Below are 21,296 nucleotides of genomic sequence, written 5' to 3'. Positions count from 1 at the left end.
GCCAAGTCCATGTTCATTATAACATTAAAGAAAGTAGATGTGGAACGAGGAGAACACGGACAGGCTGCTCAGGTTTTCGCCGCTTTTTCATGATGCCCTTCCGCGTGTGAAAATATAAATGTTCATCAAGTAAAGACAGACTGGCAATGATCGTATAGGAACGCAAATTTTGATATAATAGAAGTTCCAATGTGAAAAATGGAGTTCATTAAGGAGCGTGTGATAAATATGTTTTTCTCGACAAATGAATTGCAGCATAAAGATACACTGGCGATCGGACTTTTTCAAAAGAGCCAATTATCAGGAAAAGCAAAAGAAATGGATGAATTACTTGAAGGAAGAATCACTGAATTATTAAAAGAAGGCGACATTTCATCCAAACGAAATCAGCTTTCGAAGTTTTTCCCATCCCCTGAAACAGGCATCAAACGCATTTATTTTGTCGGGCTTGGGAAGGAATCAGATTACACGTTTGAAGAGGCAAAAGAAGTGTTTGCCCATTTATTCAAAAAGCTTCATCAAGATAAAAAGCAAGCGGTTTCTGTCTTGCTGGATACGTTTATTGGAAAGGATCTGCCTGCTCAAGATGCAGCTCATGCCCTTTCTGAAAGCTGCCTTTTAGCTACATATGAATTACAGGATTTTAAACATAAAACAAATGAACCGGATCGTTTTATCGAGTTTGTTTATGCAACGACAGAGCATGATCAAGCTGAAATTCAGGCGAGTTTGAAAGTCGGCGAAGTGTACGGACAGTCAGTCAATTCAGCTCGTACCCTTGTGAATATGCCGCCAAACATGCTCACATCCTCTGATCTGGCTTCGTATGCGGCAGAGCTTGCATATAAATATGAATTTGAGATTGAAATTTTAGATAAAGAACAAATGGAAGAGCTAGGAATGGGCGGTATTTTAGCCGTCAATAGAGGCTCAACAGAACCGCCAAAACTCATCGTATTGAAATATCAAGGCAAGGAAGAATGGACAGACGTCATCGGCCTTGTCGGTAAAGGCATCACGTATGATACCGGCGGCTATTCTTTAAAGCCAAGAGCGAGTATGGTTGGCATGAAAACAGATATGGGCGGCTCAGCGTCTGTTTTAGGTGCAATGGAAATCATCGGTGAACTTCGTCCAGAGCAAAATGTCATTGCGGTCATTGCCTCAACCGATAATATGATCTCGGCAGACGCTATGAAGCCGGACGACGTGATTGTGTCACTAAGCGGTAAAACAATCGAAGTGCTCAATACGGATGCAGAAGGCCGTCTTGTTTTAGCAGATGGGGTGACATATGCGAAGCAGCACGGTGCCTCTGTCCTTGTAGATGTGGCCACATTAACAGGCGGTGTCATTGTGGCGCTTGGAAATGAGACAACAGGCGCGATGACCAATAACGATGAGCTGTACGCTCAGTTTAAAGAAGCATCAGAAGAATGCGGTGAAATGATCTGGCAGCTGCCCATCACGGAAAAAGATAAGAAACGAGTACGAAACAGCAAAATGGCGGATCTCAATAACTCGCCAGGCCGTGATGGTCATGCGATCATGGCAGGTGCTTTCATTGGCGAATTCGCAGAGGATACCCCTTGGGTTCACTTAGATATTGCAGGAACAGCTACAACAGAAAAACCTTCATGCTTTGGACCAACAGGGGCAACAGGTGTAATGGTAAGATCACTCGCAACATTTGTGGAACGATTTGAAGGAAAGAAATAAAGGAGAAGGCTCTGCCAAGTGGCAGGGCTTTTTTTATGTAGGACATACGCCATTTGACGAAGTTTTTTTTCTATGGTAACATACGTTGGTACTTTAATTATCTACTACATTAGTAAACTAAAGGATTTCGGGGGTTTCACCATGAATGCAGTTGTTTTAGCGGTTGTTTTAATGTTGATATTAAGCTTGCTGCGGGTCAATGTCGTGATTGCGCTGGCTATAGGCGCTTTAGCTGGCGGACTTGCAGGTGGATTAGGCTTGGGAGGAACAGTGGACGCCTTTACGGACGGACTCGGAGGAAATGCAACAGTGGCGATTAGTTATGCGCTATTAGGGGCTTTTGCTGCGGCGCTGACGAAAACAGGTCTACCAGATGCTATGGTTGAAGGAGCAGTGAAGCTTCTAGGAAAAGAAGGCGATTCAAGACGGAAAACACTATCAAAAGTGCTCATCGTTCTTGTCATTTTGATCGTGTCCTGTTTTTCACAGAACGTCGTCCCTGTTCATATTGCCTTTATCCCAGTCTTAATTCCGCCGTTATTAAAGGTGTTTAACGAGCTTCAGATTGACCGTAGACTGCTAGCGTGTGTCATGACCTTCGGACTCACTGCACCATATATATTACTTCCAGTCGGTTTTGGACAGATTTTCCACGGAATGCTTCGTGACAATATGAAGGAAGCGGGGCTGACTGTAAACTTAGCAGATATTCCATATGCCATGCTGATTCCTGTTGCGGGGATGGTTCTTGGTTTGCTCGTTTCCATTTTTGTGTATCGAAAGCCGAAGGTATATGAGGATCGTGAAATTACAGATGTAGAAAAATCGGCTTATACGAAAAAAAGCTTATTCTTTGCCGGTCTTGCTATTCTCGTTTCGTTGATTGTCCAGCTTTATTTATCGCAAAGCCTTGGTGTGGAAGGAATGATCTTCGGTGCACTCTCAGGACTGCTTGTCTTGTTTGTGACAGGAATGATGAAACGTGATGAAGCAGATGAACTGATTACATCTGGTATGAATATGATGGCATTTATCGGTTTTGTCATGCTTGTTGCGGCTGGATTTGCCAACGTGTTAACAAAAACAGGAGACATTGAATCCCTTGTCAAAGCATCTTCCCAATTTATCGGAAACAGCCAGAGTCTTGCGGCGATTTTAATGCTGCTCGTTGGTCTGCTTGTGACAATGGGAATCGGATCATCATTTGCAACGATTCCGATTATTACAACCATCTTTGTTCCACTTTGCTTACACTTAGGATTTAGTCCAATGGCCACCATTGCCATTATTGGCTCTGCTGCGGCTGTTGGAGATGCAGGTTCACCTGCAAGTGACAGTACACTTGGACCAACATCTGGATTGAATATGGATGGACAGCATCACCACATTTGGGGAACTTGTGTCCCAACTTTTATCTATTATAATATTCCGCTTGTTCTGTTCGGCTGGCTGGCGGCGATTATTCTGTAAGATGAAAAGCTTGTAGAGAAAACGATGATGTTTTTTCTATAAGCTTTTTTGTTGTTCGCAGATGAAAAATAATTAGGACAAAAGTATGAATTAAATGAATCTTTCTTCCTCTATCTTACGTATATATGCTGATAAAAATGAAAAGGGGAAGATGGGACATGTCATTTTTTAAAAAGCTAGCGGCAAGTGCAGGAATTGGTGCGGCAAAGGTAGATACCATTTTAGAGAAAAACGCTTATTATCCAGGACAAGAAGTAACGGGAACTATCCATGTAAAGGGCGGAAAAATTGCTCAGGATATCCGTTATATCAATCTCAAGATTCAAACACAGTATGTGATTGTGAAAGATGATGAAGAGCATAGAAAATATGTGAATATCTTTACTTTACGGGTGACGGATTCTTTTACCATCCAGCCTGGAGAAAAGCATGAATTTCCGTTTTCATTTATTCTTCCTATCGATACCCCGATGACGATCGGAAAAGTAGAAATTGCAGTAATGACAGACCTTGATATCCAAGGCGGAATCGATAAATCTGACTATGACCGTATTTTCGTTGAAGCACATCCTTGGGTGAAAAATGTGCTGGAAGCCACTAGCAATCTAGGTTTCCACCTGAACGAAGCAGACTGTGAGCAAGCACCTTACTTCCAGCGGCGCCTGCCATTCGTCCAAGAATTCGAGTTCATTCCGACATCAGACTACTATCGCTATATGCTTGATGAGTTAGAGCTGATTTTTCTGATAGATGAAGGCGGATTAGACATTGTTTTCGAAGTCGACCGTAGAGCAAGAGGCCTGAGAGGCTGGCTTGAGGAGATGTATAATGATGGAGAACAGCTTGTACGCTACCGCTTCAGTCCATCAGATCTTGAAGATGTAGAAGTGCTTGAAGGAATGCTGGAAGAAATCATAGACCAATACGCTGAGTAATGATGAAAAAAGAGCCTGTCTTCATTCAGGCTCTTTTTTCTATGATACAGCTTCTTGTTTTCGAAAGGATGTGGCTTTGGAAACAGAGCGATAAATTTTAGGTGCCAGCATCGCAAGTAATATCGTCAATGCGTAGTCTTTTACCATAAACCAGATCATAAAGAACCACGTGGTTTGATAGGAAATCGGTGCATTGAGCCATACATTTAATGCGAGGTATGTATAGGTGGTTCCGATCACATACATCACGGTCGTACCCGCAATGGCTGCAAGCAAAAAGCGGCCAAAGCCAGGGTTTTTTCTTTTTTCTAGAATGAATCCGGCAAGCCAGGCAGCAGGGATGTACGATAATACAAAGCCGCCGCTTTTGCCTAAAATGACCCCAAAGCCCGCAGAGAACTGGGCGAATACAGGTGCACCAGCAATTCCGACCAAGGCATAGACAATCATAGCTAATGCGCCAAGCCGTCTGCCGAGTAAGAGACCAGCAAGCACACAAAAAAACGGCTGCATCGTAAGTGGAATTCCGCCGACCTGTAAAAACGGCACAATGGATGTGATATTGGCTCCGATAGCCATGAGTGCAGCAAACATTCCCACTAGCACAAAGTCAGCAGTTCTTGTCTTCTTTTGCATGATGTTTCCCCCTGTCTTATCTGTACAAATAGATTAAGGGGAAGAAGGATTTTTGTCAACTTGTTTTTATTTTAGGTTAACAATAAAACCCGCCCATGAATAGGGCGGGTTGCTGATTAAGCTTCGGTCATAAAAGTGGCATCGATGGCTTTGCTGACAGGTACGTAATCATAGCCGAGATCACGAGCGACCGCTTCGTACGTGATATGTCCGTTCATGACATTGACACCTTCTGCGATGGCATTGTTTTCTCTAATGGCTTTTGCAGCGCCTTTATTCGCAATTTGCAGCGCATATGGAACAGTGACATTCGTTAACGCAACAGTTGATGTCCGCGGAACCGCGCCTGGCATATTAGCGACAGCATAATGTAAAATGCCATGTTTTTCATAAGTAGGCTGATCATGGGTTGTGATATGATCAATGGTTTCGACAATGCCGCCTTGATCAATCGCTACATCCACAATGACAGAACCAGGCTTCATTTGTTTCACCATTTCTTCTGTCACTAGCGTCGGTGCTTTGGCACCAGGAATCAGCACAGCACAAATGAGAAGATCAGCTTCACTGACTGAATCTGCAATGTTGACAGGATTGGACATTAACGTTTTCATTTGATGGCCAAATTGGTCGTCCAGCTGACGCAGGCGTTCTGCGTTTACATCAATCAGGGTGACATCTGCGCCAAGTCCGATCGCCATTTTCGCTGCGTTTGTTCCAACAACACCGCCGCCAATAATGGTGACCTTTCCTCTTGATACCCCTGGTACCCCTGCAAGTAAAATACCTTTTCCGCCTTTTGGCTTTTCTAAAAATTGTGCACCAATTTGAGCGGCCATTCTGCCTGCTACTTCAGACATAGGTGTGAGAAGAGGGAGTGATTTTCCGTCCGTTACTGTTTCGTAAGCAATGGCTGTAACGCCTTTTTGTTTTAATGCTTCAGCCAAGGAGGGCTCTGCGGCTAGATGCAGGTACGTAAATAAGATGAGTCCTTCTCTGAAATAAGGATATTCCTCAGGTAATGGTTCTTTTACTTTCATGATCATATCAGAAGATGCCCATACATCTTTCGCCTGATCAAGAATCTCTGCACCAACAGATACATAATCGTCATCAGTGAATCCGCTTCCAAAACCAGCGTTTGTTTCAATTAAAATCTGATGTCCAGCTGAAAGCAATTGAGAAGCTGCTCCTGGTGTTAAAGCCACTCGGTTTTCATTGTTCTTAATTTCTTTCGGAATGCCGATGATCATGTTTATTCCTCCTATGCTTATCTATTGATATTGTATGTCTAGTGTATCCGGAAAGTTTAGAAAATTCTTCGGTTGAAATAAAAAATAAAAAAACGCCTCTTTGTGAAATTTCACAAATGGACGTTTTTTAGCTTCATATCAAGGTAGATGGTCATTTTCTCATTCATGTTTTTTAAATCAATTTCTGCGATGTCTGTAATCCGTTTTAATCGATAATTTAAGGTATTGATGTGGATGTTTAATTGCTTTGCGGCAATATTGGCATTGCTGTCACAGTCAATAAACCGCTCAAGGGTTTCGACAAGGTTGGAATGATGCCTCAGGTCGTAATCCTCCAGCTTTGATAAAGAGTAACTGGAGTAAGAAGATCCCTTTCGCTTCTCAGCAAGCACATCAAGATATTGATAAATGCCTAGTTCAGAAAAGCTGTTTAAACGTTCTGTTTCAACTGGAAAGCGTTCTTTCGTCTTTAATACAGCCAGTGCTTCTTTATAGGAAGGCTGAATTTGAGAGATGTTATCGTAAATTCCTCCAATTGCTGCCTGAACATGCTGAATATGATACCGGTCCGCAAGCTGCTGCAGCATGCCGCTTGTGAATTGCTTAATATCTTGAAGCGGATGTTCTGTTTTTGGTGAGACAAGAATAATGAATTCGTGAAAATCAACAGTCGTTAACAGTACCTGTACTTGCTGTGTTGTTTCAAGCAGATAGGACAGCTTTTTTTCTGTCTCCTCTGTGAGTTCGTCACGAAGACGGAAGATGATGATGGCATATGTGTCTGGACATCTGATGCCAAGCCTTAAAAATAGGTCAAGCATCTCATCCTTTTCATGAATATGACCTGTGAGCATCTTCCAGAAAAGCTCCTGATTACGTTCTTCTGTTTTCGTTTTTCGAATTTGCAAATTGAGTAATTTGTTTTTCACGGCATGCGCTGCCATTTTGAGAAGGTCCATTTCTTCTTCTGAAAAAGGCTGTGCGGATTCAATCGCCCAAATAAATCCGAGCACTTCTTTGTCCTTCCAGATCGAAATGGCGACCCTGCTAGATAAACCCACCTCTGCAATTTGAGGGACACGAAGCGGTTCGTCTGTTTTAAGGAGTGTAGGAATGATGCCGTCCTTCCAAAGCCGATTAATGACTTTTTCCGGTACTCGGCGGGAGATAATGGTTGAAGTTCTGGCGGGATCAGTAAAATCATTGTGTGTGCTATATGCCAATAATCGATGATGAGTATCTTCTATAGTAATAGGGCAATTGAGCACATCACTAATTTGGTCTGCCACATCCTCTAAACGATCAAGACTATACTTAAACGGATCTGTCTTTTTTGTCATAAAAAACCCCTGCTTTTTCGAATATTTCACGTACTTACATTATGAAGAGAATGAGGTACGTAAATCAACAAAAAACTGCCATAAACTTAAAAAAACAAAAAGTGTGAGAAGCAAGCAAATGGATGTTGAAGCACGCTGAAAAAGAAATAGTACAATAATAACGTAGTAAAAAATCAATAGGCGGAAAGGTCCACCGAAGCAGGTGCATACTTATTAAGAATATATGACCAAAAAACTGTTAAATACTAGATAAAAAGCGAAAAAACAGTAATTCTATAGACTCATTTTGTAAAATAAAAACAGATTTGTTTGACTGTGTATCATTTCTGTTTTTATAATAATAACGTCAAAAAATAAGTGGATTAGCCCATTATATGGCGGCTATGCACGGGAGGTAATGAGGAATATGTCAGGAATTATTCGCGTAACCCCAGAAGAACTAAGAGCGACCGCTAAGCAATATGGTGTTGAAAGTCAAGAAGTGTTAAACCAAGTTGATCGTCTAAATAGAATGATCTCTGATTTAAAAGGAATGTGGGAAGGTGCTTCTAGTGAAGCATTTGCTGATCAGTACGAGCAGCTTAAGCCTTCATTTATCAAAATGTCTGATCTATTAACAGATGTCAGCAATCAGCTTGATCAAACGGCAAATACACTTGAAAGCACTGACCAAGACATCGCAAGCCAAATCCGCGGCTAATCAAAGGGATTTCCTTTCTAAGTGTGAAATGCAGAAAAAGCGCCGAGTCTGTCAATGGATGCCGGCGCTCTTTCTATTTTGTGAGGTGGAAATTTGTGTATATCGATATTACCATCGACTTAAAAAATTATGATGGCAGTGTGTTTGATTTGAGACTATCAAATTATTTACATATTAAACAAGTCATCCATATCGCCTGGCAGGCAAAACAAATCTCACTTCCAAAGAGGGAAGGCGGATGGGTGCGAGTAGTCAATAAGAAAGCTGTGTTTTCAGGCGAATATAAGCTGTCAGACTGTGGAATTACCACAGGAGACAGGCTGGAAATACTATGAAAGGACTTTTGTAAATGGCAGATAAAAAGAGTTCCTATTTAGAAGAACAATTAGAAGCAGTCATGAAAAAAGAGGGAGGCACCTATACCTTTATTTTTCAAAAAGAGACGATTAAACTCTTAGACGGTTTAGAAGCGGCACCGATCAAAGACATCAATCCTTCATTTCAGAAAGAGATTCAATTAACTGAAGATGAGGTCATCATTTCTATACAACCGCCTCCTGCCTATCAGGAATTTCGTTTCATCCATGCAAAGGATGAAAAAAGCAAATGGATTTTTTCATACCAGCTTGTCGATGCAGTTCTTAAACACGATGTGAAACGGCTGCATCCTATTGTTTCTCCTGAAAACATTGTTTTTCATCAAGGCTTAGCTCCTTCATTTTTGCATTATGGGGTTAAAGAAAGCATTCCGCCATATGAAACCGATGAGTATCGCCTGTTAAAAGAGGTCAAGGCTGTTGTTCTTCGAGTGGTCGACCATGAATATCAATTTCAAGAATATGCGGCTTACAATGAAACGTTGAAATTATCTGAGCTGGCAAAAGAAATTAGTGAAACGAAGTCGCTGGAAGAATTGTCAGCTTTGATTGAGCAAAAGATCAAAGCAATCGATGCGAAAGAAAAAACGCTCTTAACCATACCTAAAAAGAAATGGAAGATCGAGCGATACATCGGACTAGGTCTGCTTGTCCTGTTAATCCCTGCATTGGTGTACACCATTTACACCTTCTTTTTTGCCATGCCAAAACAAGAAGCGTACGTCGAGGCAAACAAATATTATCTCAACAAGCAGTACAGTCAAGTGGTGGATACGTTAGAGAAATATCCAGCCAATCAAATGCCAGTCTCTCTTCAATATGAACTGGCCATTTCGTATGTACAAACGAACCAAGGCAGTCTGTTGCTTGATCAGCATAAAAAAGAAATCACAGAAACGTACACATTGCAGACAGATCCGCAATATTTCCTTTTTTGGATTCATATTGGACAAGGGAATAGCAAGGAAGCACTTGATATTGCACGGGTGCTTGGAGACGACAGGTACATATTTACGGCACTCGTCGCCTACCGCAATGAAATTCAAAACGATGACAGTCTTTCTGCTGAAGAAAAACAAAAACAGCTAGATCCGATCATTAAGGAAATGGCGAAATATGAAGAAAAAGAAACAACCGAGACAAGCACAAGTGACTCCTCAGACGCAAGCCAAACAGATGAAACAGCTGAACAAAAAGAGCAGTCAAAAGCCGATCAAGAGAAAAAAGAGAAAGAATCTGAAGCGAAAAAGAAAACCTCTCAGACGAAAAAAGATGAGAAAAAATAATTCTTTCGATACAACTGACAGTTGGTGCTGTCCCATGAGGAGGTGGAGCGTTTGAGTCTTCTTTGGGTTTTTTATGAGGAGGATTATCAAACTGTCCGTTTAGATGAGCAGTTCAATCGAGAAGCTCTGATAGGACCTGAAATAGAGCATACGGTGACAATCCCTTCACTTTCGTTTGATGAAGGGGTCATTCGTTTATCTCCTGAAGAACCGAATGATGGTTTTTATATTTATCAGGGAGATGAGAAGAAGGGCAAATTACTTCCACATGAACCATATCAGCTTGGTTCACTTACACTTATTTTAATGGATGCACATCATGATCAACATATTTATTACCTAGGAAATAGAGTGGAGCTGTCTTTTTCACGTGAAGAGAAAGATGAGATAGATGTTTGGAAAGAACAAGCCCATTCCATGTTTCAAGATGCCAGCCAGTTCACTTTAGAGAAAATTGAAGGAACATGGTATGTCATGCCTCAAGACGAGAAGATTTACGTGAACGGAAAGAAAATTCACGGTCCAGAGAAGGTATATGCAGGAGATGAGCTGTTCTGGAACTTCCTGACGGTGATATTTAAAGACGATGATTTATTACAGGTGACAGCTTACGAACCTTTTCATACACGTTTGGAAAAAACAAGACCGCCAAGTACGGAAACAAAACAAAAATACCCTTCATACAGACGTACACCGCGTTTGATTTATGATTTGCCAGATGACAGGGTATCCTTTAGCTTTCCTTCGCAGGAGAGTGAAAATAACAGCAGAGGGCTTTGGCTTGTTGTCCTTCCGCCGCTTGTGATGCTCCTTGTGATGGGGATTGTTGCCCTAATCCAGCCGCGCGGAATCTTTATTATCGTGTCGATGGCGATGTTTATCATGACGTTAATTACATCGTCCGTTCAATACTTTAAGGAAAAATCACAGCGCAAAAGAAGAGAAGAGAAGCGGCAGCGAGTCTACTCTCTTTATTTAGAAAATAAGCGGAAAGAGCTGCAGGAGCTGTATGACCGCCAGCAATATATTTTGACGTATCATTATCCGTCATTTGAACAAATGAAGTATTTAACATCAGAAATCAGCGGACGCATTTGGGAAAAGACGCTTGTGAGTGACGACTTCTTGCACCTGCGTCTTGGCACAGGCGCAGTCCCATCAAGCTATGAATTATCGATGAGCGGCGGCGATATGGCCAATCGAGATATTGATGACTTAATGGAACAAACGCAGCACATGCAAAAAGTATATCGTGAAGTGAAGAATGTCCCGATTACATTCGGTCTTGCGGATGGTCCAACAGGATTAATTGGGAAGCCTGCGATTGTGAAAAATGAGCTACATCAGCTTGTTGGACAGCTTGCTTTCTCGCACAGCTATCACGATTTGAGATTTGTCTTTATCTTTCATGAGCAGGAGTATGAGAATTGGGAATGGATGAAATGGCTTCCGCACTTCCAGCTGCCTCATACATATGGCAAAGGGTTTATTTACAACGAACAAACACGCGATCAGCTGTTGTCCTCGATTTATGAAATTTTACGCGAGCGTGATTTAGAAGAAGAAAAAGAGAAGAAAATCTTTACGCCTCATTTTGTGTTCATCGTGACAAATCATGAGCTCATTGCCGAGCATGTGATTTTAGAATACTTAGAAGGCAGCCGGACAGATCTTGGTATCTCCATCATCTTTGCAGCAGAAACAAAGGAAAGCTTAGCTGAAAATATTTCGACGCTTGTCCGTTATATTAACGAAGAAGAAGGAGATATTCTCATTCAGCACAAGAAGGCAGTACGAATTCCGTTTCAGCTTGATACACATCAGCGCGGGGACAATGAACTGTTTGCCAGAACACTGAGAACATTAGATCATCAAGTCGGTATGACCAATTCGATTCCTGAGACGGTCTCATTCCTTGATCTTTTCCATGCCAAACAGGTAGATGACATTGGCATTCGTGAAAAATGGCTGACTTCAGAAACGGCCAAATCATTATCAGTTCCAATTGGTTATAAAGGGAAAAACGACATTGTCGATCTGAACCTGCATGAAAAAGCACACGGCCCTCACGGACTGTTGGCGGGAACAACGGGATCAGGGAAAAGTGAATTTTTACAGACGTATATTTTATCGCTCGCTGTACATTTTCACCCGCATGAAGTTGCTTTTCTGTTGATTGACTATAAAGGAGGCGGAATGGCGCAGCCGTTTCGAAATATTCCTCATTTACTTGGAACGATCACCAATATTGAAGGCAGCAAGAACTTTAGTGAAAGAGCGCTTGCCTCAATTAAAAGTGAATTGAAGAAAAGGCAGCGGCTGTTTGATCAGTATCACGTGAATCACATCAATGATTATACGAAGCTCTACAAGGAGAAAAAGGCTGAGCAGGCAATGCCTCACTTGTTCTTAATCTCTGATGAGTTTGCTGAATTAAAAAGTGAAGAGCCAGACTTTATTAGGGAGCTTGTCAGCGCTGCACGTATCGGCCGAAGCCTTGGGGTCCATCTCATTTTGGCTACCCAAAAGCCAGGCGGGGTCATTGATGACCAGATTTGGAGTAACTCCCGTTTTAAGGTCGCACTAAAAGTACAAGATGCGTCAGACAGTAAGGAAATTTTGAAAAATAGTGATGCAGCGTCCATTACGGTCACAGGCCGCGGTTATTTACAAGTGGGCAACAATGAAATTTATGAATTGTTCCAATCGGCTTGGAGCGGTGCACCATATATGGAAGATGGCTACGGCTCAGAAGATGACATTGCCATTGTGACAGATACTGGTCTTATTCCGTTATCAGGGGTAAGCACAGAGCCAGCAGTGAAAAAAGAGACAGTGACGGAGATTTCCGCTGTCGTGGATGAAATTGAACGTATGCAGCAGGAGCTTGGAATTGAGAAGCTGCCAAGTCCATGGCTTCCACCGCTTGAAGAACGGATTCCAAAAACGCGTTATGCGTCGAGTGAAGAGCATGTCTTCCATTTTGCGCTTGTTGATGAACCAGATCAGCAAAGCCAGCATCCACTTTCTTATCAAATGATGGAAGATGGGAACATTGGCATCTTCGGTTCCTCCGGCTACGGCAAATCACTTGCTGCTACAACACTGCTGATGAGCTTTGCGGAGAGGTATTCACCTGAAGAATGGCATGCATATATTTATGATTTCGGAAACGGAACATTGCTTCCGTTAGCCAAACTGCCGCATACGGCGGATTATTTCTTAATGGATCAGATGAGAAAGATCCAAAAATCAATGAAGCGTCTGCGGGAAGAGGTTGAATATCGCAAGCGGTTATTTAGACAGCAAGAAATGAGTCATATCAAAATGTACAACGCCTTAAATGAGAAAAAGCTTCCGTTCATTTTTATCGTGATTGACAACTTCGACATTGTGAAAGACGAAATGCATGATCTCGAATCTGAATTTATTCAGCTGAGCCGTGACGGACAATCACTAGGTATATACTTCTTGATTACAGCAACCCGGGTAAATGCAGTGCGTCAATCGCTGATGAACAATTTGAAAACAAAGATTGTCCATTACTTAATGGATCAAGGAGAGGCGTACTCGATTATTGGCAGACCGAAATTCAGCTTAGAGCCGATCCCAGGACGAGTCATTATTAACAAAGAAGAGCTTTATTTTGCGCAAATGTTTCTGCCAGTTGAAGGAGAGAACGATCTCGAATTGTTTGAGCATTTGAAACAAGAGATACAGCTTCTTCATGACCGCTTTGAAGCATCCGAAAAACCAAAGCCTGTGCCAATGCTTCCTGATAAGCTGACAGTTTGGGAGCTTGAGAGTCGTTTAGATGAACAAAAACCGCCTTATGACATTCCAGTCGGATTAGATGAGGAATCTGTGGCACCTGTTTATTTTGACTTGAAAAAGAATAAACATTGCCTCATTATCGGTCAAACGCAGCGCGGGAAAACAAATGTGACAAAACTGATGCTCGATCAGCTTTTAGTGGCAAAGCCTGAAAAGCTGGCTGTCTTTGATTCAATTGATCGAGGTCTATCCCATTATGCAAAAGAAGAGAACATTGATTACCTTGAAACAAAGAATGATATCACCGAATGGGCAGAAGAAATGGACCGCATATTCAAGGTGCGGGAAGAAATATATGTCGAAGCTGTGCGCCAAGGGGAGACCGATCAGCTGTCATTTCCTCAAATTGTGCTTGTGATCGATGGCATTACGCGTTTTCAGCAGACGATCGATCCGCGTCTTCAAGATCAATTGGCTGATTTCATGAAGTCATATGCACACTTAGGCTTCAGCCTGATTGCATCAGGGAATCATACCGAGTTCAGTAAGGGCTATGATGCACTCACAAACGAAATCAAACAAGTTCGTCATGCTATGTTACTCATGAAAAAATCAGAGCAAAACATCATACCGCTTCCGTATGCAAGACAAGAACCAGAGATTCAGCCAGGCTTCGGGTATTTGGTTGAAAACGGAAAAGAGAAGAAAATCCAGGTTCCTTTATGTGCGGTAGAAAGGAAGAGTGTTCAATGACAGAGCAGCAAAAAAGCTCCATCAAAATCGTATCCACCATGATATTGATTCTTGTGCTGCCGGTTTTATTTTTCCACCTGATTGGAGATGACCCGGCAAAACAGAAGAAGAATGCCACACGAAATATTGCAGTGGTCAATGAGGATATGGGAGCGAGCGAAAGTGAAAACACGGCTCGTTTCGGACAGGATGTTGTGGCAGCATTGTCAGAACGTCCTGATTATACATGGACTGTAGTGAATCGCAGTGCGGCGGAAAATGGACTGAAAAACAGAAAATATGACGCTGTCCTTTATATTCCGTCTGATTTCTCTAAAAATGTGCTGAGCTATGATAAAGACCATCCTGAAAAGGCGTCCATTCAATTTTCAATTCAAGATCAGCTCAATGCAGTCAATAAAGAGAAAGTGCAAAGAGAGCTGGAAAATGCACAAAAGAAAATGAATGAACAGATGTCGACGCTATACTGGAGTTTTGTATCACAGGAAATCGGCAATGTAAGAGAAGAGTTTGAGCATATTGTCGGCAAAGAAGTCGAATTCCAAAACACGATGTACAACTTCTATAAACCGAACTCAAACAAACTATCAGATGCCGTCCAGCAGCAGAAGAAACAAATAGAAGAATTAAAAAATGCGATGGCCGATTCACAGAAAGAGTATAAAGACGGCTTGAGTACAACAGAAGAAGCAAAGAACCAATTAAAGGACTTTGTGAAAGCAGTCGATCAATACCAGCAGTATCAAGATAAACAAAAGGATCTCTTGATCAAAGCGCAATCAGCAAGCCAAAAGCAAATCCAGCAAGGGCTCAAACAACTCGCTGACATTCAAAACCAAAATGCCCGCAGCTTTAGTGATCAAATGGGGGGACTCAAAACAGACATCAACGGGGTACAAAGTCAGCTGAAAACAACGGACAGCGCCATCCAATCTGTTCAAAAGTCGAGAGAAGACGTTATTCCTAAGCAATCAACGGGGTTAAAGGAACTTGTGAAGACGTCTCAGGAAGAACTGATTAGAAATTATGAAGCTCAATATCTTGCATACATAGGGGATAAAATTACTCCATTGCAAGAGCAATTGAAAGCTTCAAGAAAGGCATTGCTTGAAGCAGAGAAACCGAAAGAGGATCCGAATGAGGATTCGAATAATCAAGGTGAAGACCAAAAAGACTCGACAGACGATTTGAAAATCGATCTTGAAGAAGAGACGAAGAAATTATCTGAAATCTCAACAGAAATAAATCAAGTGGCAGATGAGTTGTCTGGAAATGAAGAAACGCCACCTACTCCAGAAAATGGTGAAGAAAATCCAGAACAAACTGGGGAAACCAAATCAACGTCAGTTCAATCAAAAGAGCAACTAAAAGCACTGTCCCTAAAATTAGAAGAAGTGAAAAAGAATATCGAGGAGAAAACCACAGCTCATAATGATCAATTACAAGGAAAAGTCGATCTTTTGAGTAAAGTATTAAAATCTTTAACAGATAAAATAGATAAACTAGAAGAAAAAATAATAAGAATAGAAACTAGCAACAATAAAAACATAAGTGATATAAAGAAATCCATCATCAAACAAGAATCTGCTATTACAAGAAAATTAGAACGAATAGAAACAACTCAATCTCCATTAAATCAATATACATCGAAAATGGATAAACTTAGGGATTTTAATACAAAATCAGAAAATGCATCAGAATTATTAAAGTATTCAAATGAATTAGTACATTATGAAGCATTACTTAACAGCTTCTATCAAGAGAAGGATCCTTCTTCTTTGGTCGACACCAAACCAGATGAAATCCAGTCCATCCTCTCCATCAAAAAAGAAGAAACAGAAAACTGGGATAAGCTCAAAAACCAAATGCTGACATCAAACGATGATGTGTCTACTTTTATTGATGAGATGCAGAAATTTTCAGATGGTTATGCGGAGTACATTACGACTCAGCAGGCAAGCATGGAACAGGAATTACAAACAATTTCTGAAAGTGCGGACAATGTAGCTGAGCAAATGGCTGATCAAGGAGATGCGGTGTATACAGCAGACCTTGCAGGCAGTTCAATTGTTGTCAGTGCACAGGATTCAATTGGTCAGGAAGTGCTTCGTCTTTCTGAAAATATGAGTTCGTTAACCGACCGCCAAAAAGGGGTGGCGGATTATACGAATAACATTGAAGAGAGTGTCACAACAGTTCAAGAGAAAGCAGATACGCTGAATGAAAACTGGAGCAAGAATGTCGATTCTACAAAACTTGTTCAGCAAGATTTAAAGGGTATTTTAGGAAATACATTAAGTGATCAAGGCAACAGCAACTATGTGTATAACCATTTAGCCAATCCGCTGAAAATCAGCGGCGATGTGCCGGAAGAAAAAACGCAGACTGTACCGCCGGTCGTCATTTTGGTCATTGTGATGATCAGCAGTTTGTTAATTGGCTTTTTCAGCTCGTATTATGCGTCAGCTCCGATGCTGGTCAAAGGTGCACTGTTTGGCATCTTGAATCTATTAGTCGGGCTCATGATCAGCTTGTTTGGACTGAACATTTACAAACTTGCAGATGATCAAGCCATTCAATGGTCGATCTTCACCATTTTGTTGTTAGTGGCGTGCTCTGCCTTTATTCGCACGGCCTTCCTTTTCGGTTCCATTGCCGGATGGATGGCAGCAACGGCACTGATTTTCTTCTTTGTCGCACCGTTAATTGATTTGGTGATGCCGAATTTCCACTTTACCAATCCAGTGACAGACGTATACCTGTCGATCCAATATGGAAATGGAGACACCTTTGGAATGGGCGTCACAGGGTTAGTGATTTTAACTGTCCTTTTCATGGTCGTACCGCTTGTGAAAAAGCTATGGAAAGATAAAACAGAGGAACGTGATGTGACTCATGAAGCTTAATCTATTCGTGAAAGGGGCAGCACTCGTTGCCGTTTCCCTTTTTCTCCTCATCCCTGCTGCTTTCGCTGCTGGTGAAGATACGGATACGAATGTCAAGCCGAATGAATATCAGGAAAAGGAACTTAATATTAACTCGAGTATATTGAGGGATCAAACAAAATACGAACAAAGCAAAACGACGTCAAAAATCAAAACAGACATTCATTTTGCTGAACCGCCCAAAGCCCCGGGGGGATCTCTTTCTCCGCAGCTTTTTAGTGATCTAAAGGAGAACCCGCCCAAAACACCAGCTCGCATGATGAAAGAGATGAATATCTCTTTTAGTGATTCGGCTGTATCAGCACCATCTGAGGATGATCATGAGAAGCAGACATCGGCACTGCTTCCGATGATCTTTGGTTTCTTGATAGCCCTTGGTCTCGTTGTGATGATCATCCTGATTCCAAAGGTGAATGTGAAGGCTGAAAAGAAATAGTCTGTCTCTTTTAAAAGAGGCAGGCTTTTCTTTATGCAGATTGCTTGATGTCATACCGTTTCACTACGTAAAATAGTGATATCAAGGGAGGAGATTGTCATTCGAATTTCAATCGTTACAGGCGGATCAAAAGGTTTTGGCTTAGCACTTGTGAACAGGCTGCTTTCGCGCGGGGATCATGTGTACACAGCAGCAAGAAGTGCATCGCCAATATCCCATCCGAAGCTCACACATACCCAGGTTGATCTGACCGATGAAGAAGCAGCGGCCAAATGGATTCAAGATAGTCTCACGCCGCAAACTCTGGCAGATGCTGATGACATCTTACTTGTCAACAATGCAGGAATGGTCACACCTATCAAGCGCGTTGGACAAGGCGGACAGGATACGCTTCATCAGCATTACAAGCTGAATCTTGTCATTCCTGTTTTACTGAGCCATATGTTTGCTAAGCAGACTCAATCATTTAACGGAAAGAAAACGATCGTTCATCTTTCTTCTGGAGCGGCGAAAAACCCATATAAAGGCTGGAGTGCGTATTGCAGTTCAAAGGCAGGACTCGACATGTTTATGAGGACTTTTCATGAGGAACAACAGGACGAGGCGCATCCGATCAACACGTTTTCCTTTTCACCCGGCACGATCGATACAGATATGCAGGGGGAAATTCGGAAGTCATCAAAACAAGACTTTGAACAAATAGACCGTTTTCAGCAATTATATGAAACAGGCACGCTGAAGAGCCCAGATGAAGTCGCAGGTATTTTGCTCGATCTTTTAGCGGATGATCCAGCTGGCGGATGTGTCTACGATGCACGTGAGTATGGGAAAAAGCAGTCATAACGACTGCTGCAGCGTGAAGAAAAACCCTCGCATTCTGTGTCAGGCCTCGGTGCCGGTGCTCACGAATCTCAAATTCGCTCCGCGCAAGTACTCGGTCTTCCTAGACTTCAAGGGTTTTCATATCACGCTGAAAAGGAGAAAAAAAGCAGTCATAACGACTGCTTTTTTCGTATTGTACAAGCAAAAACGGCTCATTTGACATAAGCTGTTCTTGAGACTCATAGAAAATATAACAGAACATTTGAGTTTCTTTTCAGAATATGTTAGGATGCTAAAAATATAGATAAGGAGGGGTTTCCATGAGAAAGGTTACATTAATGGATGTTTACACCCATCCAGTCGCTCAAAAATATTTAAATCGTTCAGGAAAAGCCCATGCGATTGCTTGTGCTTATCACGCATTCAAACTGGCGGTGCAGGCTGGGATTAATCCAGATCTCGCTGTGAAAGCAGCCCTCTTGCATGACATCGGCCACTATGAATGGTATACAGCTGGCGGAGAATGGGATTACGAGACATATAGACGGAATGATATCCATGCCATTAAAGGCGCAGAGCGGGCTCACAAACTGCTCATACGCCTCGGTGAGGAACCAAAGGCAGCCAAAGATATTGCGCTTGCGATTCTGCTTCATACAGATTCATATTTGCCAGAGGGCGACCTTCATAAGGACACACTTCAGCAAATCGTCAAGAAGGCAGATGAAATGGATGAAGAGCCTGGCGGACATCACCATTACAGACAAATAGACGAATCACTTGCAATGAAAAAAATCACGGAATTGGATCAGAAAGTGCAGCAGGCACTTCAGCCCATGAAACGTTCTGTTTAGTATGGAATGTCTCCATGAATATTTCCATCCTGATCGACATACAATGTGCGAATAACGGTACGGTTAAATGCTGATGTACCTGATGCAGTGAGTCCGGTGTAATGAACCGTGACAGAATAAGCACCTTCTTTTTTCAATTCAACAGCGGATGAAGCAGTTGTTTTGAGTGGATGATCTTTTTGGGCATCCTTAAAGTAAAAGGTTTCGACTTTCTTGCTTAATCGTTTAATCAGACCGCTTGAATGGGTCGATGCATCATCCCCTGATTTCGCTGCCTCTGCTTTGATTTCGTCATTTAATGGTGAATCAAAGGATACGAGCAGCAAATAAGGAGCCTTTTTTCCTGAATTTGATCGAATCGTCCATTTTCCAGGAACGGGTTTATTGATTTGTACATGGTGCGAAAATGCGCCTTCATATGGGAAAGATGCTTCCGATGTCTTCAGATTTGTTAAGACGTCTCCATTTGGGGCGATGATTTCCGTCCGCGCCTCATGACTTTCATTTAACCACTGAATCGATAAGCCATTCGTTCCTTCCTCTACATAGAACGCTTCTGTTTTATCCTTTTCACTTTCACCGCCTTTCACATAAACATCTGTATTCAGCTCAGTAGAGTTGGGGCTCTCTATATTTTCTTTTTCAGCGCTTGCGGCATTTGCCAGCAGCTGATGCTGAAACACAGGGAACATGCTTGTGCCGTTTTTAATGGAGTTGTGATCCCATTTCCCTGTTAAAATATTGTTTGCATATGATAGTCTTGTGCTGCTTACTGTGACGGCGCCATCATTTGCACCAAAGCTCTTTAAATACATGCCGCCTAAATACAGCACCCCGCCAAATGTTCCCCATTCCGATCCCGAATACGTGATGTATTTTTGAGGAAACTTCTCCAGCTTGTCGGTTTCACTTCGAAAAGCCGCCATGAGCCCCGTTTGCAAAGAATAGAGCGCGTCGCTTTTTTGTCCAAGAATTTCTGCGAGCCAGCTTCCGCCCTTGCTATACGCTAAATCTGCCAGCGGCGTCCCGTAATGAGGGGAGCCGAGTGTGATGACCTTCTCTACATATGGATGGGCATCGTGATACACGAGTGCGGACTGTGTATCCACCCCGCCTTTACTATGACCAATCACAATAAGTTTTCGACCGAACACATCATAGATTTCTTTTAACTTTTCTGCTAATAGTTTGCCATTCTTTTTCGTATCCTGATCTGGATACAAATCTATGAATGCGCTTTCGTATCCGTTCAGAACAGCTTGCTTTGCCATGTCGTTTCGGTCGAACCATGTGGAGGAGGAGCTGTTAATGCCGTGAACAAAAACAAGTGGTGGTTTTGACTCGTCTTTTTGAACCGGCTCTTCTCCTTTAAACCACTTTCCTGGTGTCCCAGGTTCATCTCCAATTGATCCTGCATACGCATAACTTGCAAAGGAAAAAAAGAGCATGACAGCAGCGAGACAGATGAGTTTTTTCAAGATCATTCACCTCTTCAAATGATTTAATTTGTTGGCAGCACCAATCTATTATACTTCCAAAAGATGTAAAATTAAATAAAATGTTAAAATATGGTATTTGAGTTGTGGGTTTGCCCTGAGTGACATTCACATGGGTCATTGCATACGATGTGGGTAAATACACAAGTAAAGGGGCAGGTAGGATGGCACAACAAGGAAGTCCGCAGCTTGTTTCATTAGTTGATCCATATGTTTATCAAACATTGCAGAAAGTGATCGGTATGAGATTGATTGTTCAAACAGTGAAAGATACAGTGCGCGGAAAATTGAAGGAAGTCATGCCGGATCATATTGTCATTGAGGCGGGGACAAAATCAGTTTTTTATGTGCGGATCCAGCAAATTGTATCGGTGATGCCTGATCACAGTGAAAGAGTGTAACAAGCAGACGCAAAGGTGTCTGCTTTTTTCACGCTTATAGAATGTATATCTGGAAAAAGTGCATGATATACCAATTGTTCTTTTTTTTACAAAAAATAA

16 protein-coding genes are annotated in these 21,296 nt (G+C 42.0%); 12 read left to right on the top strand and 4 right to left on the bottom strand.

Annotation, left to right across the window (positions count from 1 at the left end):
• The first annotated feature begins 228 nt into the window (after positions 1–228).
• The 3 genes from MHB66_RS15015 to MHB66_RS15005 all read left to right on the top strand — a co-directional run bounded on the left by MHB66_RS15015 (position 229) and on the right by MHB66_RS15005 (position 4,124).
• A complete protein-coding gene (locus MHB66_RS15015; RefSeq protein ID WP_034282598.1) occupies positions 229–1,719 on the top strand; it encodes a leucyl aminopeptidase in 1,491 nt (496 codons plus the stop codon).
• 141 nt (positions 1,720–1,860) lie between these two features.
• Positions 1,861–3,189 (top strand): Na+/H+ antiporter family protein, encoded by a 1,329-nt coding sequence (locus tag MHB66_RS15010; RefSeq protein WP_041115799.1) that lies wholly within the window; start codon positions 1,861–1,863, stop codon positions 3,187–3,189.
• A gap of 158 nt (positions 3,190–3,347) precedes the next feature.
• Positions 3,348–4,124 carry a sporulation protein gene (locus MHB66_RS15005; RefSeq protein ID WP_041115801.1) on the top strand — a complete coding sequence of 259 codons (777 nt, stop codon included), beginning with the start codon at positions 3,348–3,350 and terminating at the stop codon, positions 4,122–4,124.
• Between the two features lie 39 nt (positions 4,125–4,163).
• On the opposite strand, the gene MHB66_RS15000 is transcribed toward MHB66_RS15005, so the two are convergent.
• The 3 genes from MHB66_RS15000 to MHB66_RS14990 all read right to left on the bottom strand — a co-directional run bounded on the left by MHB66_RS15000 (position 4,164) and on the right by MHB66_RS14990 (position 7,353).
• The gene (locus MHB66_RS15000; protein WP_034282595.1) at positions 4,164–4,760 is read right to left on the bottom strand and encodes a biotin transporter BioY; all 597 of its coding nucleotides are present in this window, start codon (positions 4,758–4,760) and stop codon (positions 4,164–4,166) included.
• A gap of 116 nt (positions 4,761–4,876) precedes the next feature.
• Positions 4,877–6,013 carry an alanine dehydrogenase gene (gene ald, locus MHB66_RS14995; protein WP_034282594.1) on the bottom strand — a complete coding sequence of 379 codons (1,137 nt, stop codon included), beginning with the start codon at positions 6,011–6,013 and terminating at the stop codon, positions 4,877–4,879.
• Between the two features lie 110 nt (positions 6,014–6,123).
• The gene (locus MHB66_RS14990) at positions 6,124–7,353 is read right to left on the bottom strand and encodes a PucR family transcriptional regulator (RefSeq protein WP_024423341.1); all 1,230 of its coding nucleotides are present in this window, start codon (positions 7,351–7,353) and stop codon (positions 6,124–6,126) included.
• A 406-nt stretch (positions 7,354–7,759) separates the two neighbouring features.
• On the opposite strand from MHB66_RS14990, the gene MHB66_RS14985 reads away from it, so the two are divergent.
• The 8 genes from MHB66_RS14985 (at position 7,760) to MHB66_RS14950 (ending at position 19,300) form a co-directional block, all read left to right on the top strand.
• Positions 7,760–8,053, top strand: coding sequence for a WXG100 family type VII secretion target (locus MHB66_RS14985; protein WP_003213769.1), 294 nt, complete (start codon positions 7,760–7,762; stop codon positions 8,051–8,053).
• Positions 8,054–8,148: 95 nt separating this feature from the next.
• Positions 8,149–8,388: an EsaB/YukD family protein gene (locus MHB66_RS14980; protein ID WP_003213579.1), complete on the top strand. Its 240-nt coding sequence runs from the start codon at positions 8,149–8,151 to the stop codon at positions 8,386–8,388.
• A gap of 14 nt (positions 8,389–8,402) precedes the next feature.
• Positions 8,403–9,716 (top strand): type VII secretion protein EssB, encoded by a 1,314-nt coding sequence (gene essB / locus MHB66_RS14975; RefSeq protein WP_046313325.1) that lies wholly within the window; start codon positions 8,403–8,405, stop codon positions 9,714–9,716.
• A gap of 51 nt (positions 9,717–9,767) precedes the next feature.
• Positions 9,768–14,243, top strand: a complete 4,476-nt coding sequence (essC, locus tag MHB66_RS14970) for a type VII secretion protein EssC (RefSeq protein WP_046313327.1) — start codon at positions 9,768–9,770, stop codon at positions 14,241–14,243.
• Positions 14,240–17,149, top strand: a complete 2,910-nt coding sequence (gene esaA / locus MHB66_RS14965; protein ID WP_046313330.1) for a type VII secretion protein EsaA — start codon at positions 14,240–14,242, stop codon at positions 17,147–17,149. Before essC ends, esaA begins: the two co-directional genes overlap by 4 nt.
• A complete protein-coding gene (essA, locus tag MHB66_RS14960) occupies positions 17,139–17,624 on the top strand; it encodes a type VII secretion protein EssA (protein WP_041115809.1) in 486 nt (161 codons plus the stop codon). Before esaA ends, essA begins: the two co-directional genes overlap by 11 nt.
• 99 nt (positions 17,625–17,723) lie before the next feature.
• Positions 17,724–18,467, top strand: coding sequence for a (S)-benzoin forming benzil reductase (locus MHB66_RS14955; protein WP_034282708.1), 744 nt, complete (start codon positions 17,724–17,726; stop codon positions 18,465–18,467).
• Between the two features lie 299 nt (positions 18,468–18,766).
• Positions 18,767–19,300, top strand: a complete 534-nt coding sequence (locus MHB66_RS14950; RefSeq protein WP_024423336.1) for an HD domain-containing protein — start codon at positions 18,767–18,769, stop codon at positions 19,298–19,300.
• On the opposite strand, the gene MHB66_RS14945 is transcribed toward MHB66_RS14950, so the two are convergent.
• The gene (locus MHB66_RS14945; protein ID WP_235362377.1) at positions 19,297–20,784 is read right to left on the bottom strand and encodes an alpha/beta hydrolase; all 1,488 of its coding nucleotides are present in this window, start codon (positions 20,782–20,784) and stop codon (positions 19,297–19,299) included. The two genes, MHB66_RS14950 and MHB66_RS14945, sit on opposite strands and share 4 nt — an antisense overlap.
• Before the next feature lie 176 nt (positions 20,785–20,960).
• On the opposite strand from MHB66_RS14945, the gene MHB66_RS14940 reads away from it, so the two are divergent.
• The gene (locus MHB66_RS14940) at positions 20,961–21,197 is read left to right on the top strand and encodes a YuzF family protein (RefSeq protein WP_034282580.1); all 237 of its coding nucleotides are present in this window, start codon (positions 20,961–20,963) and stop codon (positions 21,195–21,197) included.
• Positions 21,198–21,296 lie beyond the last annotated feature (99 nt).

The sequence above is a fragment of the Bacillus sp. FSL L8-0167 genome (assembly GCF_038630295.1).
GTDB lineage: Bacteria > Bacillota > Bacilli > Bacillales > Bacillaceae > Bacillus > Bacillus safensis.
The sequence above is the reverse complement of the archived record's forward strand: the minus strand, read 5'-3'. Positions and strand labels throughout refer to the sequence as shown.

Excerpts from the sequence above, each read along its gene's own strand:
- MHB66_RS14940 (WP_034282580.1), top strand. The coding sequence starts at position 20,961 with ATGGCACAACAAGGAAGTCCGCAGCTTGTTTCATTAGTTGATCCATAT.
- MHB66_RS15005 (WP_041115801.1), top strand. The coding sequence starts at position 3,348 with ATGTCATTTTTTAAAAAGCTAGCGGCAAGTGCAGGAATTGGTGCGGCA.
- MHB66_RS15015 (WP_034282598.1), top strand. The coding sequence starts at position 229 with ATGTTTTTCTCGACAAATGAATTGCAGCATAAAGATACACTGGCGATC.
- MHB66_RS15000 (WP_034282595.1), bottom strand. The coding sequence starts at position 4,760 with ATGCAAAAGAAGACAAGAACTGCTGACTTTGTGCTAGTGGGAATGTTT.
- MHB66_RS15010 (WP_041115799.1), top strand. The coding sequence starts at position 1,861 with ATGAATGCAGTTGTTTTAGCGGTTGTTTTAATGTTGATATTAAGCTTG.
- esaA (WP_046313330.1), top strand. The coding sequence starts at position 14,240 with ATGACAGAGCAGCAAAAAAGCTCCATCAAAATCGTATCCACCATGATA.
- MHB66_RS14985 (WP_003213769.1), top strand. The coding sequence starts at position 7,760 with ATGTCAGGAATTATTCGCGTAACCCCAGAAGAACTAAGAGCGACCGCT.
- MHB66_RS14945 (WP_235362377.1), bottom strand. The coding sequence starts at position 20,784 with ATGATCTTGAAAAAACTCATCTGTCTCGCTGCTGTCATGCTCTTTTTT.
- MHB66_RS14990 (WP_024423341.1), bottom strand. The coding sequence starts at position 7,353 with ATGACAAAAAAGACAGATCCGTTTAAGTATAGTCTTGATCGTTTAGAG.
- essA (WP_041115809.1), top strand. The coding sequence starts at position 17,139 with ATGAAGCTTAATCTATTCGTGAAAGGGGCAGCACTCGTTGCCGTTTCC.
- MHB66_RS14950 (WP_024423336.1), top strand. The coding sequence starts at position 18,767 with ATGAGAAAGGTTACATTAATGGATGTTTACACCCATCCAGTCGCTCAA.
- ald (WP_034282594.1), bottom strand. The coding sequence starts at position 6,013 with ATGATCATCGGCATTCCGAAAGAAATTAAGAACAATGAAAACCGAGTG.
- essB (WP_046313325.1), top strand. The coding sequence starts at position 8,403 with ATGGCAGATAAAAAGAGTTCCTATTTAGAAGAACAATTAGAAGCAGTC.